Origin of the sequence: Chryseobacterium populi, from assembly GCF_000282115.1 — a bacterium.
GTDB lineage: Bacteria > Bacteroidota > Bacteroidia > Flavobacteriales > Weeksellaceae > Chryseobacterium > Chryseobacterium populi.
Window position 1 is genome coordinate 1 of record NZ_AKJY01000080.1, and the last position, 16,162, is coordinate 16,162.

10 protein-coding genes are annotated in these 16,162 nt (G+C 37.0%); 4 read left to right on the forward strand and 6 right to left on the reverse strand.

Annotation, left to right across the window (positions count from 1 at the left end; genetic code table 11):
* The 6 genes from PMI13_RS16600 to PMI13_RS16625 all read right to left on the reverse strand — a co-directional run.
* A partial coding sequence (locus tag PMI13_RS16600; RefSeq protein WP_007845837.1) for a glycoside hydrolase family 30 protein occupies positions 1-1,365 on the reverse strand: 1,365 nt, incomplete at its 3' end.
* 38 nt (positions 1,366-1,403) lie between these two features.
* Positions 1,404-2,213, reverse strand: coding sequence for a glycoside hydrolase family 16 protein (locus PMI13_RS16605; protein ID WP_007845839.1), 810 nt, complete (start codon positions 2,211-2,213; stop codon positions 1,404-1,406).
* 84 nt (positions 2,214-2,297) lie between these two features.
* A complete protein-coding gene (gene bglX, locus PMI13_RS16610; protein ID WP_007845842.1) occupies positions 2,298-4,520 on the reverse strand; it encodes a beta-glucosidase BglX in 2,223 nt (740 codons plus the stop codon).
* Between the two features lie 9 nt (positions 4,521-4,529).
* On the reverse strand, positions 4,530-5,960 hold the full coding sequence (locus PMI13_RS16615; RefSeq protein WP_007845844.1) for a glycoside hydrolase family 30 protein: 1,431 nt from the start codon (positions 5,958-5,960) through the stop codon (positions 4,530-4,532).
* A gap of 3 nt (positions 5,961-5,963) precedes the next feature.
* Positions 5,964-7,502 (reverse strand): RagB/SusD family nutrient uptake outer membrane protein, encoded by a 1,539-nt coding sequence (locus PMI13_RS16620; RefSeq protein WP_007845846.1) that lies wholly within the window; start codon positions 7,500-7,502, stop codon positions 5,964-5,966.
* Positions 7,503-7,514: 12 nt separating this feature from the next.
* On the reverse strand, positions 7,515-10,421 hold the full coding sequence (locus PMI13_RS16625) for a SusC/RagA family TonB-linked outer membrane protein (protein ID WP_007845848.1): 2,907 nt from the start codon (positions 10,419-10,421) through the stop codon (positions 7,515-7,517).
* 176 nt (positions 10,422-10,597) lie between these two features.
* Between PMI13_RS16625 and PMI13_RS16630 the strand changes: the two genes are divergently transcribed.
* The 4 genes from PMI13_RS16630 to PMI13_RS16645 all read left to right on the forward strand — a co-directional run bounded on the left by PMI13_RS16630 (position 10,598) and on the right by PMI13_RS16645 (position 16,061).
* Positions 10,598-11,788 carry an MFS transporter gene (locus PMI13_RS16630; protein WP_007845850.1) on the forward strand — a complete coding sequence of 397 codons (1,191 nt, stop codon included), beginning with the start codon at positions 10,598-10,600 and terminating at the stop codon, positions 11,786-11,788.
* Positions 11,789-11,810: 22 nt separating this feature from the next.
* A complete protein-coding gene (locus PMI13_RS16635; protein WP_051957087.1) occupies positions 11,811-12,602 on the forward strand; it encodes an NUDIX hydrolase in 792 nt (263 codons plus the stop codon).
* A gap of 175 nt (positions 12,603-12,777) precedes the next feature.
* Positions 12,778-13,956, forward strand: coding sequence for an acyl-CoA dehydrogenase family protein (locus PMI13_RS16640; RefSeq protein WP_007845854.1), 1,179 nt, complete (start codon positions 12,778-12,780; stop codon positions 13,954-13,956).
* Positions 13,957-14,114: 158 nt separating this feature from the next.
* Positions 14,115-16,061, forward strand: a complete 1,947-nt coding sequence (locus PMI13_RS16645; protein ID WP_007845856.1) for a T9SS type A sorting domain-containing protein — start codon at positions 14,115-14,117, stop codon at positions 16,059-16,061.
* Positions 16,062-16,162: the final 101 nt, after the last annotated feature.

Sequence of the window (16,162 nt, forward strand, 5' to 3'; positions counted from 1 at the left end):
TTCGGTATCATGATCCGAATCATTCATAATCACCGTTACCAGCTGTCCGTTTTCATTCATAAATGATGTGGAAAGAAGGCCTGATTCATTGGTAGAGCTTGCTACTCTGTGGGCATTCGGTTTTATATATTTTGAAAGATGTCCTATATAATAATATTCATACGTATAATGTACTTCTCCGGTTTTGGTATCACCGATGATCGGGGCAAAACAGAAATTTCCAACATGGTTGGGGCCTCCGGTTTCATCCAGCAGTACATTCCAGTCTGTCCATAAAGCTGTTCCTCTGTTGAAATCATTGATCATATTTTTTCCGTATAACTCCCCTAACTTTACATCCTCAATCCCGGACATCTTAAATACTTCTTTACAGCCTTCCGTAAAAGCTAAAAATTTATCAGGGAATGCCCTGTAGGTTTCTATGACATTATCAAACAGCTGGGTTTTGTTGTGCCATACTTCATACCAGTGATAACCGATTCCGGAAGCATATTTTGATGTTTCAGGATCACTTAACGTCGTCGTTGCCCTTTGAAACATCAGGTCCCTGTTGTGATCCCAGATCATAATCTTTTTATCTTTATAGCCGTTTTTCCATAAAGTAGGGCCTAAATTATTTTTAAGAAAATTTCCTTCTTCTTCAGCCGTATAAAGGCATGATTCCCATGTTTGCGTGGCCATCGGCTCGTTTTGAACGGTCAATCCCCATATATTTAATCCTTGCTTTTCATATTCCTGAATAAATTTAATATAATAATTTGCCCAGGTCTGGTAATATTGATTTTCCAGTCTGCCTCCTTTCAGCATATCTTTGTTGGATTTCATCCAGGCCGGTGGACTCCACGGGGAAAAATATAATTTAAAACTGCTCCCAATTGATTTCTGAGCTTCTTTAATCATCGGAATTTTATACTTTTCATCGTGTGCCAATGAAAATGACTTCAATGAAGTGTCATTATCTTCTACATAGGTATAAGAATCGCTTGAGAAGTCACAGGAATTCATATTGGTACGGACAATGGTATATCCTAATCCGTTTTTGCCATAATAGGCATCAATGATTTCCTTCTGTTTAGCTTTCGGCAGCTTATAAAAAGTTTCAGCAGCAGCATCTGTAACAGCTCCGCCTATACCAATCAGCTTTTGGTATTTAAAATCTGGATCGACAAAAATACACGCTTCATTCTCCTTAGGCTGTGCAAACTTTTCAAATTTTACAGTTCCTTTATCTGCCAGCTTTTCATTGGTTGTAGAATTGGTAAGAATTACCCGTGCCGTTTTCCCTGCATTTTTTTTCCAGTAATTCTGAGCATTCGCATTGCCCGCAACGCTTATAAAAAAACAACTTACAATTATTTTTTTCATTCTTTCTTACATTTTTTTAGAATTGGCATCTCACTTCATTATTTATTCTGATAAACCCTTACATAATCTATATAATACTTCTGAGGGAAAATGGAATCATCAATTCCTTCTTTTCCACCCCAGAAACCACCAACCGCAAGGTTTAAAATGATAAAATACGGCTGATCAAAAGGCCATGCCTCATAAGTTTTTTCTGCATTGACATAGGTGAAAAATTTTTTATCATCAATGTAAACATCTATCTTTTCCGGGGTCCAGTCGGCTTTGTAGACATGAAACTTTTCACTGGCATCATTCACAATTAAAGTATCTGTTTTCTGGGTTCCCATAATATGGTTGTATTTCTTCATATGAACCGACGCATGAATATACCCCTGGTTGAAGCCTACATGCTCCATAATATCCAGTTCGCCATCGTCCGGCCACTTTTTCATATTTTCACTCATCATCCAGATAGCGGGCCAGGTTCCACGGCCTTTAGGAAGTTTTGCCCGTACTTCTACAGTTCCGTACTGAAAAGAAAATTTCCCTCTGGTTAAAAGCCTGGCAGAAGTATATTTGTTTTTCTCCCAGTTTTCTTTTTTCGCTTCGATTACAAGATTTCCTTTTTCCACTCTGGCATTTTCCATACGGTTTTTTGTATAAAACTGGGCTTCATTATTTCCATAGCCATCTCCGCCTACATCGTAATTCCATTTTGAAGAATCCGGAAGTCCATTATAATTAAATTCATCATTCCAGATCAATTTCCTCCCCGGATCCGGTTTATTTGATGCACAATCCGAAACAGAAAAAATGAAAACTCCGCCTATAATTAAGTGAAAAATATTTTGGATTTTGATTTTCATAAATGATAATTGTCTGTTAATTTTAGTTGAAACCAGTGCCCTTTACCTTCAAAAGCAGGTTTTAGCCTGCTTATAAAGATTTAACTATTTAATCCAACTGATTCTTTTTGTCTGAACATCCTGAGAGTTTGTTCCGACCATAATATCAAATTCACCTCCTTCCCAATCGTAATTCAATGCATCATCATAGAATTTTAAATTCTCGGGGGTAAGGTTAAAGCTTACAATTTTGGTTTCTCCTTTTTTAAGGAATATTTTCTGAAAACCTTTGAGTTCTTTTACAGGTCTTACCACTTTTCCAAAGAGATCCCTGATATAAAGCTGTACTACTTCTTCTCCATCGTAATTCCCGGTATTGGAAATATTTACTTTAATATTTAAGGTCTGGTTTCCTTTAAGATCAGCCGAACTCAATATCATATCTGAATATTTAAACTGTGTATAGCTTAATCCATAACCAAACGGAAACTTAGGATCATTATCAAGATCGATATAGGCTGAAACATAATTTCTTTCCGTATTGGTTTTTGCAGGCCTTCCCGTATTGTAATGATTGTAGTAAACAGGAATCTGGCCTTCAGTCCTCGGGAAAGTCATAGGAAGTTTTCCGCCCGGGTTCACCTTTCCGAAAAGAACGTCTGCAATCGAATTCCCGGCTTCAGTTCCCAGCCACCACGTATACATAATCGTTGGAATGTTATCTGCTGCCCAGTCAAAAACAAGAGGTCTTCCTGCATTGATCATTAATACAATCGGCTTTCCCGTTTTGGCAATTTCTTTTAATAAATCTTCCTGAACACCTGAAAAATGGATATTGCTCCGGCTTTTGGCTTCCCCGCTCATTGCATGCCCTTCCCCCAATGTCATGATCACAACATCTGCTTTTTTAGCCGTTTCCACTGCTTCTGCAAACATGGATCTGTCCTGATCATCTACATTACATCCTTTTGCATATAATAAGGCTGAATTTTGATCCAGTTGATTTCTGATCCCGTCAAACTGGGAAACAATTCTCTGACTGTCATCTTTAAAACCTACTGCCCAGAAACCATGATTGGCTACCGTTTCCTTTCCGAAAGGCCCGATCAGCGCTACGGTTTTTGTAGATTTTGAAATCGGTAGAATATTCTTTTGGTTTTTTAATAAGACCATACTTTTTGAGCCGAATTCCCTTCCGAATTTTCTGTTTTCCTGGTTGTTGGTCTGGTCTTTCTGTCTTTTATCATCACTGAACCTGTACGGATCATCAAACAATCCCATTTCAAATTTCTTGGTTAAAATTCTTCTTGCAGCCTCATCAATGAATTTCGGATCCACCTTTCCTTCTTTTACCAGCTTTGGAAGCTCCGCCATATACACACGGCTTTCCATATCCATATCACTTCCTGCCAGGATCGCTTTTTGAGCGGCTTCCGTTTTATCTTTGGTATAACCATGATAGGTCATTTCACCGATACTTCCCCAGTCTGAAACCACAAACCCCTTGTAATTCCATTTGCCTTTTAACAGGTCTCTGAGGATATAGGTATTGGCTGTTGCAGGAACTCCGTTGATATCATTGAAAGAATTCATAAATGTGGCTACTCCTGCTTCTGCTGCTGCTTTGAAAGGAGGAAGATATGTTTCGTTTAATTGTCTTAAACTCATATCCACGGAATTATAGTCTCTCCCACCAACTGCTGCCCCATACGCTGCAAAGTGTTTTGCACAGGCCATAATCGCATCAATATTTCCAAGGCCTTTTCCCTGAAACCCTTTGATTCTTGCCAGGCCAATCTGTGTTCCCAGATAGGTATCTTCCCCGGAACCTTCCATTACCCTGCCCCATCTCGGATCTCTTGCAATATCTACCATTGGGGCAAACGTCCAGTGAATCCCATAAGCAGAGGCTTCTGTTGCTGCAATTCTTTCTGATTTTTCAATCAACCCTAAATCCCAGCTTGCTGCCTGCCCCAGGTTTACAGGAAATGTTGTTCTGTAACCGTGAATGACATCCTGGCCGAAGAGCAATGGAATTTTTAATCTGGACTGTAAAGCCAGCTTCTGAAAAGACCTGGTTTCTTCCACACCGGCCACATTCAGCATAGAGCCTACTTTTCCGCTTTTTATTTCTTCCAAAACCGTTGCAGAATTGGAATTCTGAGGTCCGGTAGCATATTCAAAACCGCTGTACTGAACCAATTGTCCTACTTTTTCTTCCAGGGTCATTTTAGACAAAAGTTCTGAAACTTTCTGGTCAATAGTTTTCTGTCCGTAAGCATTGATTCCGAATGCCGAGCATATTAATAAGAAACAAATCTTTTTCATAATGATAATTTAGAAAATACAGGTAGCTACCGAGTTTCCTGAGATAACTACAGCCGCTGATTTCTGATGATATAAAATAGAAAATTTTTCTACTGTTTTACTATTATTTTGCACAATTAACACTGTTTTACCGGCAGGTGTTTGAAAAGCTGCCGTAGAAAGGTTATCAGTTTGTGTTGATGCTATTCTCTGTGAATTGGCAGGAATGAATTTTGAAGCATGTGCAATAATATAATAGGAAACATTTCTCGTAAAATTTTCACTGTCCGAAACGGTAATTGCTCCTTTACATTCTGTACAGCCTCCATCCGTATGTGGCTTGTATTGAGGATCATTAGCCAGATTCCATTCTAAAGCGATCTTACTCCAGTTTCTCATGGAACCGATGATTACATTTTTAGCATGCCAGTTCAGATCTTCATTAAAATTACCCTTAGCCCCGGTCCACTGCTCTGTAAAATATAAATTTTTATCCGGATAAGCATTGTGAACAGTACTTAAAGCTGAAATGTCTCCTTCATATAAATGAAATGCCGAACCATCCACATATTGGTAAGCTTCCGGATCACTTAAGATATTGGTTACATATTCAGGTTTATTACAATTATGGTCGTAAACTACAATCTTGGTTTTTATTCCATTAGACTTGAAAGCAGGTCCCAAATGGTTTTTAATAAAATCCCCTTGTTGATTAGATGCCATATACAGACTCGGGTTATTTCCGGGATGCAGAGGTTCATTCTGAGGAGTAATAGCATCAACCATTATTCCTTCCTTTTTCATTTCCTGAATATATTTCACAAAATAATTGGCGTATGTTCCGTAATACTCGGGCTTTAAGCTTCCGCCTTTTGATTTTCCGTTATCTTTCATCCACACCGGTGCAGACCACGGAGCAGCAATGATTTTAATATCCTGATTGATCGTTAAAATCTCTTTTAGCATAGCAATCAGATTTTTATCTTTTGCCAGGCTGAAACGAGATAATGAAGCATCTGTCTGACCTTCTGGAAGGTCATCATAAGAAAATACTTCCCCGTCAAGATCTGAGGCACCAATACTCAGTCTCAGATAGCTTACTGAAATCGAATTTTTATTATTCCCGAAAAGTTCTTTTAATAAGGCTTTTCTTTTGGATGGGGAAAGCCTGTTGATCACTTCAACACTCCCTCCTGTCAATGTATATCCAAAACCATCAACATATTGAAACTTTTGAGCATCATCAATTTCAATATTCTGACCGTTCCCGGAATTATTTACAAAAACGATGGATGTCTGTTGCTGTAATTTCACACTTTCATCACCTTTAGTCAGCCAGATCTGAACTTCATTTACATGATTTACCACTCGTGATTTACATGATGATAAAGGTAAAAGTACCACACCACCAAGTAGTGCGGTACTTTTTAAAAAGAAACTATATAAACTGTGAAACTTCATGTTTTAATAGCCAGGGTTTTGATGTAAGGCAGTATTTGTTAACTCATTGAAAGGAATCGGCAGAATTTCATTCTTACCAGCAACAAATCCTCTTGATCCTAGCACTGCGGGTGCATCTCCCCATCTTACCAGATCAAACCATCTGTGTCCTTCACCGGCCAACTCTCTTCTTCTTTCATCTTTAATGGCTTGCATAGAAACCGGAACCGATGCCAAACCTACTCTCGCTCTTACAGCATCCAGTAAAGCCTGAGCTCTTGCTCCTGTACCATTAAGAGCTTCTGCTTCCATCAGGTAAGTATCAGCCAATCTGATTGCAATATAATTCTGACGGAAATTTAATTCAGGTGCTCCCGGTAAAGTAGAAACATCCGTAGTTCTGGGTAAATATTTATTTAAGAAATAACCAGTGTCTTTATAAGCAGGTGAATACGTGATCTTACCATCCTGCACCAACTGTTTAGCATTGAAAATTGTAGAGTTAAGACGAGGGTCACCCTGCATAAAACTGAATAAACTTTCTGTAATAGGGTTAAATGACCAACCTGAGAAAATCTTTGGGGCATCATTTACTATAGGGCTGAGATCTTTCACTCCATATGATCTGATTGCTACCATCACACAAATAGAGTTACCTTCATCTTTTCCTGTTCCCCAGAAACTCCAGTCAGAATTTCCTTTGTTTGTGCTCATTACCTCAAGAATTGACTCTGAAGTAAATTTATTATCAATCTGCCAAAGTGTTTTATAATCATCAACTAATTTATATCCATACTGGCTTGTACCTCCGGGAGTTCCATTTACCATTTCAAACTGGGCAGCCGCCTCAGTTTTTTTCTTGTCATAAAGATAAATCTTCCCTAAAATAGCACGGGCTGTACCTTGGGTGATTCTTCCCACTTCCCCTCCTGTTGTCGTCATTGGAAGATCTCCAATGGAAGCCACTATGTCAGATTCTATCTGAGTATAAACAACTGTAGGCGTAGCCTGTGGAATATTGTAATAATCATCATTGTACTGTACAGGTTTTAAAATTAAAGGGATATTTCCGAACATCCTTAATAATTCAAAATAGTATAATGATCTTAAAACTTTAGCTTCCGCAACAAACCTTTTTCTGGTCTGATCATTCATTTCTGCATTTGGGATTCTTTCCAATAAAAGATTTGCTCTTGCAATTCCCTGATAATAATCTCTCCAGTAGCTGGCAGGCATAATGATCGGATTAATACTATAATTTGCAAATCCTTGAATCCCGGCACCGTCTGTAGAACTTCCGCCTCCCGAGTAACAGTCATCTGAGGCTGCATTAAAAAAAGTCACTGTATTTTCGAATCCTCCAGAATATTTTCTGAGAAGATCATATGTAGCAACTAAACCACTAAATGCCTGCTCTTCATTTTTAAAATAATTTTCCGTATCAAATGTCCCGGTATTTTTTACATCTTCCAAATTACTGTTATTACAGGATACAGCACCAAAACTGATTCCTGCCAATAATAAAACAGCTACACTTTTATAGATAAATCTTTTATTTTTCATTTTTTCTTTTAATTAAAATTGAACATTAGCACCGAAAAGGAAAGTTCTTGCCTGTGGATAATAAGCTCTGTCAATACCAAAAGTATCCCCACCTGCAATCTCAGGATCATAGCCTGTGTATTTTGTAAAGGTAACAAGGTTTTCACCTGTAACATAGAATCTTACTTTACTTGCCCCAAAGGTCTGGGAAATATTTTTAGGTAATGTATATCCTATTGAAACCAATTTTAAACGTAAGTAACTTCCATCCTGTAAATAATAATCTGACATTCTGGTAAAGTTTTGGTTTGGATCATTCATCGTAACCCTTGGGGTTGTGGTAGAAGTTCCTTCTCCGGTCCAACGATCAAGAATCGCCGTCTGGTAATTGGCATACTGCATATCCAATCTTCTTAAACCCTGGAATATTTTGTTACCTGCCTGACCTTGAGCAAATACCATGATATCAAAGTTCTTATAATTCATATTCAGTGTGAATCCGAATGTATATTTTGGAACCGAATTCCCTAAATAAACGTAGTCATTCTCATCAATCTTACCATCGCCATTCGCATCAAGTCTTTTAAAATCTCCAGGTTTTGCATTGGCTTGAATTAAACCTCCGTTAGCATTTTTATAAGCATCAATTTCAGCCTGATTCTGGAAAATACCCAAATTCTGGTATCCAAAGAAAGAACCATAAGGGTAATCTATCTGTAATCTTGAAACATTACCCATAGATTGGAAAGATGCAAAATTTTCGTATACTTTATTATCTTCCAATCTTGTAATTCTATTTTTAAGATATCCGAAGTTACCGTTGGCAGAAATTCCGAAGTCTCCCCAATTCTTTTTGTACCCTAAACTTACTTCAACCCCATCGTTATTCATATCCCCGATGTTTCTCCAGGGATTATTTATCAACCCAAGGTATCCAGGAATATTCACTCTTCTTAAAATGTCTGAAGTTTTCTTTCTGTAAACATCCACAGTCAAATCAAAATTTCTGAATAATTTAAGATCTGCTGCAATGTTTAACTGAGAAGTTCTTTCCCATTTCAAATCCGGATTTTCAAGTGTACTTGGTGCATAACCGATGTGGATGTTATTATCCCCGAAAGAATAATTGCTACCCGGGATCAGGAAGTTGGCAAACTGGAAATCATCAATAGCATCATTCCCTAAAACACCATATCCTCCTCTCAGTTTAAGGCTGTTAACCACATTATTCTCTGGCCAGAAATTTTCATTAGAAATATTCCATCCCAGAGACATTGCAGGGAAGTTACCCCAATGGTTTGCTTTTGCAAATTTTGAAGACCCATCTCTACGAATAGTTCCTGTGAAAAGGTATTTGTTTTCATAATCATATACTACTCTGGCAAAATAAGAGGTTTTATGCGTTTCTTTTCCATCCCATGCATTCGTACTTCTGTTACTCTGCGGAATTTCAAAATTAAAGGATGCATCTTCCCAATTATTTACAGGAAGGTTGGTATACGTTACATTCTGACCCGATGAAATGTTATACTCATAATAACCTTGTCCTAACAATACACTTAAATTATGATTTCCAAATTTATTTTGATAGGTTACAGTGTTCTCTGTACTCCATTCAAATTTTTTATCCGTTTGTCTGAATAAGCTGTTGAATGTATCATTTTTAAATGACGGACTTAAATAAAATAAAGGTGTAAATCCTTGATTTCCCCAATAAGAAAGTTTACCGTTTAAAGTAGTTTTAAAATTAAAATGATTTAAAAACTTTAAATCTGCAAATACATTCCCTACAAAATCATCACCCCAGTTATATCTTCCCAGCTGAGTTTGTTGAAAAGCTAACGGGTTAGACATTTCCTGATTCACATAATGAGAAATACCATAAGGATTTCCATTAGGATCTCTCACAATATACGGGTTGGTATAATCACTTGGAAAAGGTTGCTGCGAAATGCTGTTCACCGTAACCGGAGTAATTGGATCTAAATTCACTGCAGAACTTAAGGGTCCCCCGAATTCTCCATTTGCATTAATTCCTGCAGATCTTTTGTGAGTATAGGCAAAAGTTTGTCCCACGGTTAAAAAATCAAAGATCTTATGAGTTGAGTTTAATCTCGCATTAATTCTTTTATAATTGGAAATATCTCTCAATACGATACCTTCCTGATCATAATATCCGAAAGAGGTATAGTAGGTAGATTTGTCATTCCCCCCACTAATGCTGAACTCATGAGATTGTCGTTGGGCACTGTTGAAAATTTGTTTTTGCCAGTCGGTTCCCACTCCGTATGACGAAGGATTAGCAAATATAGGAGCATTCCCATCATTTGCACTTGCTTCATTCATTATTGTGGCATACTGTGTAGCATTCAACAAATCTAATTGACGTGCTGCGGTTCCTACACCAAAAAATCCGTTATACGAAAGATTTAGTCTTCCTTTTGCTCCTTTTTTTGTAGTAATCAAAATCACCCCTTTTGCAGCAGAAACCCCATAAATAGCAGCAGATGCACCATCTTTTAAGATTTCCATGCTTTCAATATCAGCTTGGTTCAGCCATTCAATATTATCAACTACAATCCCATCAACAACCCATAACGGATCATTACTTCCTGCCCCAAAGCTGGTAATACCACGAACCCTGATCGTTGCCGCAGATCCTGGCTGACCAGAGTTTGAAATTACAGAAACACCAGCTGCCCTGCCTTGCAGAACCTGTTCAGGTCTGCCAGTCGGAACATCCTCCAGATCCGAAGCCTTGATACTTGATATCGCTCCGGTCACATTACTCTTCTTTTGAGTACCATAACCAATCATCACAACTTCTTCAATTTTTTGCTCTTTCGGAATTGTGTCATTGACCCTTTGTTGGGCATTGAAATTCGCTGTAAAATAAAGTACAGCAACCACTCCCAGACTTCTTGATATTTTTACATTCATATACAGTTAGTTTTTTAATTCTCAAATTGAGACAATAAAAATATATTTTTTTTTAAATAGTTAACATTATATTAATAATTATTTTAATTTTTCGTTTATTTTTGGGGTTGAAAGGCTTTATTTAAAGCTAAATTTTCATAAAAAATTATAAAATCTTAATAAAATCAATCCCCGAAATGAACGTCAAACTTCCAAATATTTCACTTCCATTAAAACTTACCTTCCTTATTTTTTCAATGGTACTGAACTGCATGGGGATTATAATTCTTCAGCTTTCGGAAGCAAAAATCACTTATGAAAAACTGGGCCTTTTGGAATCTTTTAAAGATTTGCCGATTGCTTTTATTTCACTTTTTGCTGTCAATTTTATCAGCCGCACCGGAACCAAAAAAGCTTTGATTTTTGCGTTAACCATTGTTGGGATTTGTTCCTTTATTTTACCTTTTGTAAAAGTGTTCTGGTTTTATAAATTATGGTTCGCGATTATCGGGACCTGTTTTGCCATTGGTAAAATCTGTGTGTTCGGGATTATCAGAAATAATATATCAGACGAGAAATCACTTGCCCAGACTATGAGTAGTGTGGAAGCATCATTTATGATCGGGATTTTTGTCGTCAATACCGGCTTCGGTTGGCTGATATCCAGTCAATATTCAGAGTTCTGGAAATTCGGTTTTTTATGTATTTCCCTGTTATCAATGATCGCCATTTTTTTATTCTCAAAACTGAAAATAGCTGAACCTGAGAAAGATTATCATAAAGACAATATTATTTCCGACCTGTCCGGCTTTATCAGCCCTTCAGTTATTGTTTTTCTGGCAGTCATTTTTTCTATTGTTTTTGTAGAGCAGAGTTTTAATTCCTGGCTGCCTTCTTTTTACAAAAACCATTTGAAAGTAAATTCCTTTTTCTCTCTTCAGGCTACTTCCTTTTTAGCGCTCTTTTCTTATATCGGGCGAATGGTTACCGCCAATATTATCCGCAGATTTCCATTATCGAAATATTATATTTTCTGTCTGTCGGGCATTATTTTGGTTTTATGCATCATTTTGGGAATACAGTATTTTCAGTCGGATGATTCAAAATCGCTGTTATTTCTGTTTCCGGTGGTCGGTTTCTTTTTGTCCCCCCTCTATCCGGTGATTAATTCAAAAATGATCGCACAGATTGATAAAGAAAAAACCAATCTTTTTACTTCACTTATTGTCATTTTTTCATCACTGGGAAGTTCGGTAAGTTCAATCATCATGTCATTACTATTTGGTAATCAATTATTAAATTTTTATCCGGTATATATTTTAGTTACTGTAATAGTTCTTTTTACAGTAAGTTTAATTTATTTTAGACTTGTTAAAACAAGATATTGAAAATAATTTTATTTTTACCATCATGAAAATCAAGGACTCAAAAAACAAAGAAACGCTTCAGGAGCTGATTGACACAAAAGATTTTGTGGCCCATATTTCTGTAGACTGCACAATTTTCGGTTTTCATGATAATATTCTGAAAATTTTACTGCTAAAATACCACGATTTAGACCTTTGGTCGCTTCCCGGAGGTTTTGTCTTTAATGACGAAGATCTTCGTGAAGCTGCAGAACGTGTATTGTACGAAAGGACACACCTTAAAGATATATTTCTGAAACAGTTCCATACTTTCGGGAGAATAGACCGTACGGAAAACAATGTACACCAGATCCTGCTTGAAAATAAAGGCATTGAAGTACCCAAAGATCACTGGATCTTTCAGAGATTCGTTACGGTAGGTTATTGCAGCCTTATTGATTTTTCCCTTGCCAATACATTTCCGGACGCTTTCAATGAAACCTGTGAATGGTTTGAAGTAAATAAACTTCCCAAAATGGCTTTTGATCATGACAGGGTAATAGAAACCGGCCTTGAGCACCTCAGAATGAACATCAATACCGAAGTTGCAGCCAGCAACCTGCTTCCTGTAAAATTCACCATGAAAGACCTACAGTCTTTATACGAGACCATTCTCGGGCAAAAATTCAGAAGGAATAATTTCCAACGTAAAATACTCAGTTTGAACATCTTAGACAGATTAGAAAAGTTATATGATGGTTCAGCAAATAAAGCGCCTTATCTGTATAAATTTAAAAATAAGGTTCATAATTCCGTTCATCAATACCCTATTTCAAACGAAGAGGATGAAGCTTAAAAAACCGTAAAATTGAATAAGAAGACCATATATACCGGCAAGAATAAAATAGGGTCTCTCCTTTATCACAATCCATTAAAAATCTGAATATCAAATATTAATATCTAAATAAGCCTGTTCAAAAAAAATTTCTCTGAAATGATGAAAAGTCTTATTTTTAAGCAAACAAAAAAACATGTCATATTATCCTCTTACAAGCATCCCAGACTATTACGGAATTGATGCCTTACTTACTGAAGAACACAAACTGATTCGTCAATCAATAAGAGACTGGGTAGAAAGTTTTGTAATGCCCCAGATCGATCAGGCAGCACAAAATCATACAGATTTACCTGGCTTGATGAAAGAATTGGGAAAAATTGGAGCTTTAGGCCCATACATTCCGGTTGAGTACGGAGGTTCCGGATTAGATCAGATCTCTTACGGTCTTATCATGCAGGAATTGGAAAGAGGAGATTCGGCAGTACGTTCCGCAGCTTCAGTTCAGAGTTCTTTAGTAATGTTTCCAATCAATGAATTCGGATCTGAAGAACAAAAAAGAAAATATCTTCCGCAACTGGCTTCCGGTGAAATGATCGGATCTTTCGGGTTAACTGAGCCTAATCATGGTTCTGACCCCGGTTCTATGGAAACCAACTTCAAAGATATGGGTGACCATTATCTTCTGAACGGCGCCAAAATGTGGATCACCAATTCACCATTATGCAATATCGCTGTAGTTTGGGCTAAAAATGAAGAGGGAAAAATTCAGGGACTGATCGTTGAAAGAGGTATGGAAGGCTTCACCACTCCGGAAACCCACAATAAATGGAGCTTAAGAGCTTCTAAAACAGGAGAATTAGTATTTAATAATGTAAAAGTTCCGAAAGAAAACCTACTTCCGGGTGTTACAGGATTAAAAGGCCCGCTTTCCTGTCTTAATTCTGCAAGATATGGAATTTCATGGGGCGTGATCGGAGCGGCAATTGACTGCTACTGTACTGCTGTTCAATATTCTAAAGAAAGAAAACAGTTTGGAAAACCTATCGGATCATACCAATTGCAACAGAAAAAGTTAGCAGAGTTTTTAACTGAAATTACTAAGGCTCAGTTGCTTTGCCTGCAGTTAGGAAGTCTGAAGAATGATCATAAAGCTTCCCCTGCACAAATCTCAATGGCCAAAAGAAACAATGTGAAAATGGCTATTGAGATTGCAAGAGAATCCCGTCAGATTCTTGGCGGAATGGGTATCATGGGTGAATTCCCGATGATGAGACACGCTGCAAATCTTGAATCTGTGATTACCTATGAAGGAACTCATGATGTACATTTGCTGATTACAGGAATGGATATTACCGGTATCAACGCATTTTAAAAAAATAATTTTTAGATAAAAGAGCCTGGTCAAATCGACCAGGCTTTTATTTTAGTCACATTCCGGGGAATTTGTATTCAATGAATAATTATTGAGTCGATAATATTTTGAGCGATTTATTAAAAACATATAACTTAATCGAAGCTTAAAATATCAATATGAAAAAAATTACTTTCTTTTTATTAGGGCTTATTGCACCATTTTACTATGCACAGCAGGCAGGTGATGTTGCCGGTATTGAACAGAAATTAGATCTGACTCCGCAAGGTGTGGCTAATTTCATAGCCAATGGCCTGGGTGATCAAAGCCCTCCCGAGTTTGTCAGCTACCTTAATGGCTTCAACATCGGTTTAAAAGCCTACAAAATCACCTATTACACTAAAAATGAAAATAATACACTGGTAAAAGCCACAGGGCTTATCATGTACCCGAATGTCAATTACAAACTGTCTACGGTAGTTTCAGATCACGGTACTACAGATAGCAGAAATAATGTACCATCCAATTTAAAAGGAGCTTTAACGGCAGGTTTTGTTGTTGAATTATCCTATGTTTTAAACGGTTATATTTTAATGGCTCCTGATTATGTAGGGATGGGAACCGGTGAAGGCATTCATCCGTATGTGCACTATCCTACCGAGGCTTCCGCAACCATTGATTTTGTAACAGCCGCCAATAAGGTTTTATCCCAGTTGAATATAAAACGTTATGATGAATATTTTTTGGCAGGATATTCCCAGGGAGCTCACGCGGCTATGTCTACTTTGAAGAAATTAAATATTTCAAATCCCGGCAATTTAAAATTTAAATATGCTTATATGGGTGACGGGCCATATGATTTTTCAGGGGTTACTCTTCAAAAAGGAGTTATAGAAAAAGAAGTATATCCGTTTACATCGTTCCTTGCCAATGTGGTGAATACCTGCAATAATATTGGCTATAAAACTTATACCAATGATATTTCTGAGGTGATTTCAGCGGAATATCTTGACCAATACAACTATCATGTCACTCAGGATAATGGCGGATTATTGTGGGGGCCACTGATCTGGAGAAAGCTTTTCACAACAAATTTTGTAAACGATGTGACCCATAATAATAACAATAAATTAAGACAATGCCTCAGGGCAAGTGATGTCTACGACTGGTATAATAAAACTCCGATGACATTAGGCCATGCAACTGTAGATCTGGCCATTCACCCGGAAAATACTTCAAAAACAATAGATGTTCAAAGAGGTTATTACCCATGGTGGGATCTTGGTAAATATAAGCTTGAATCTTTTTACTGGGGACCGGTGGGCCACGTAGGCGGAATTGTTCCTTTTGTTCTGGCTTCTAATGCTAAGTTTAACACCCTGAGAAGTGGTGGAATTTTTAATGAATGGGCCATTCTGACTTCCAAACAAGCTGAAAATAATCAACCCAAGACCAGTACACTATTCCGCTCCCAGATAAAACCTGAACTTAAGGATATGGAACTGGTTGAAATTACAGATTTCAATCAAGAAAATTCAAGCCATAAAACTATGGTTAACAATAATTTATCTTCTTTACAGGATGGTGTTTATTTATTAAAAATAGCTGAAAATAATGCGACTAAATTAATTCCTTATATAAAAAACACGCCAAAACAAGTTACTGAAAATGAGATTGTAAGATCCGGCAATCATAATATTCTAAGTTTAAAGATCAATCAGGACGAGTTATCATTGATCAATATTTTTGATGAAAATAAAAACCTGGTCAAAACAGTTTCCCGTGAAGAATATATTAAAGATAACGGAATCAACCTGAATAATACTGATAATCAAAACTATACCTTTGAAGTCATCACTCAGTTTTATAGTCTTCAGTTCAATAAACAAATTGGTGATGTAAAATCAGATGACAGTCCTGAAATAATTACACAAAACCGTCATATTCTGGTTAGGGCTAAAAAAGATATTAAAAATGTAACTATCTACAGTATTTCGGGTGCTCTGATTGAGAATCTGGAGGTCAATAAACCTGAGTTTGAATCCAATACTATGGAATCTGGAATTTATCTGGTACAGATCGTTCAGAATGATGGAAAAGTGACCGCTAAAAAAGTAAAGTTATAAAACATATATAATCTTCTCAATATCAAATCTTATTTATGTTTTAATGAGGCTGTCTCAAAAGGGGCAGTCTTTTTTCTGTCTCAAAATTTGTAGTTTACGAT

Coding starts and splice junctions, on each gene's coding strand:
- PMI13_RS16630 (WP_007845850.1), top strand. CDS start 10,598: ATGAACGTCAAACTTCCAAATATTTCACTTCCATTAAAACTTACCTTC.
- PMI13_RS16615 (WP_007845844.1), bottom strand. CDS start 5,960: ATGAAGTTTCACAGTTTATATAGTTTCTTTTTAAAAAGTACCGCACTA.
- PMI13_RS16640 (WP_007845854.1), top strand. CDS start 12,778: ATGTCATATTATCCTCTTACAAGCATCCCAGACTATTACGGAATTGAT.
- PMI13_RS16635 (WP_051957087.1), top strand. CDS start 11,811: ATGAAAATCAAGGACTCAAAAAACAAAGAAACGCTTCAGGAGCTGATT.
- PMI13_RS16625 (WP_007845848.1), bottom strand. CDS start 10,421: ATGAATGTAAAAATATCAAGAAGTCTGGGAGTGGTTGCTGTACTTTAT.
- bglX (WP_007845842.1), bottom strand. CDS start 4,520: ATGAAAAAGATTTGTTTCTTATTAATATGCTCGGCATTCGGAATCAAT.
- PMI13_RS16645 (WP_007845856.1), top strand. CDS start 14,115: ATGAAAAAAATTACTTTCTTTTTATTAGGGCTTATTGCACCATTTTAC.
- PMI13_RS16620 (WP_007845846.1), bottom strand. CDS start 7,502: ATGAAAAATAAAAGATTTATCTATAAAAGTGTAGCTGTTTTATTATTG.
- PMI13_RS16605 (WP_007845839.1), bottom strand. CDS start 2,213: ATGAAAATCAAAATCCAAAATATTTTTCACTTAATTATAGGCGGAGTT.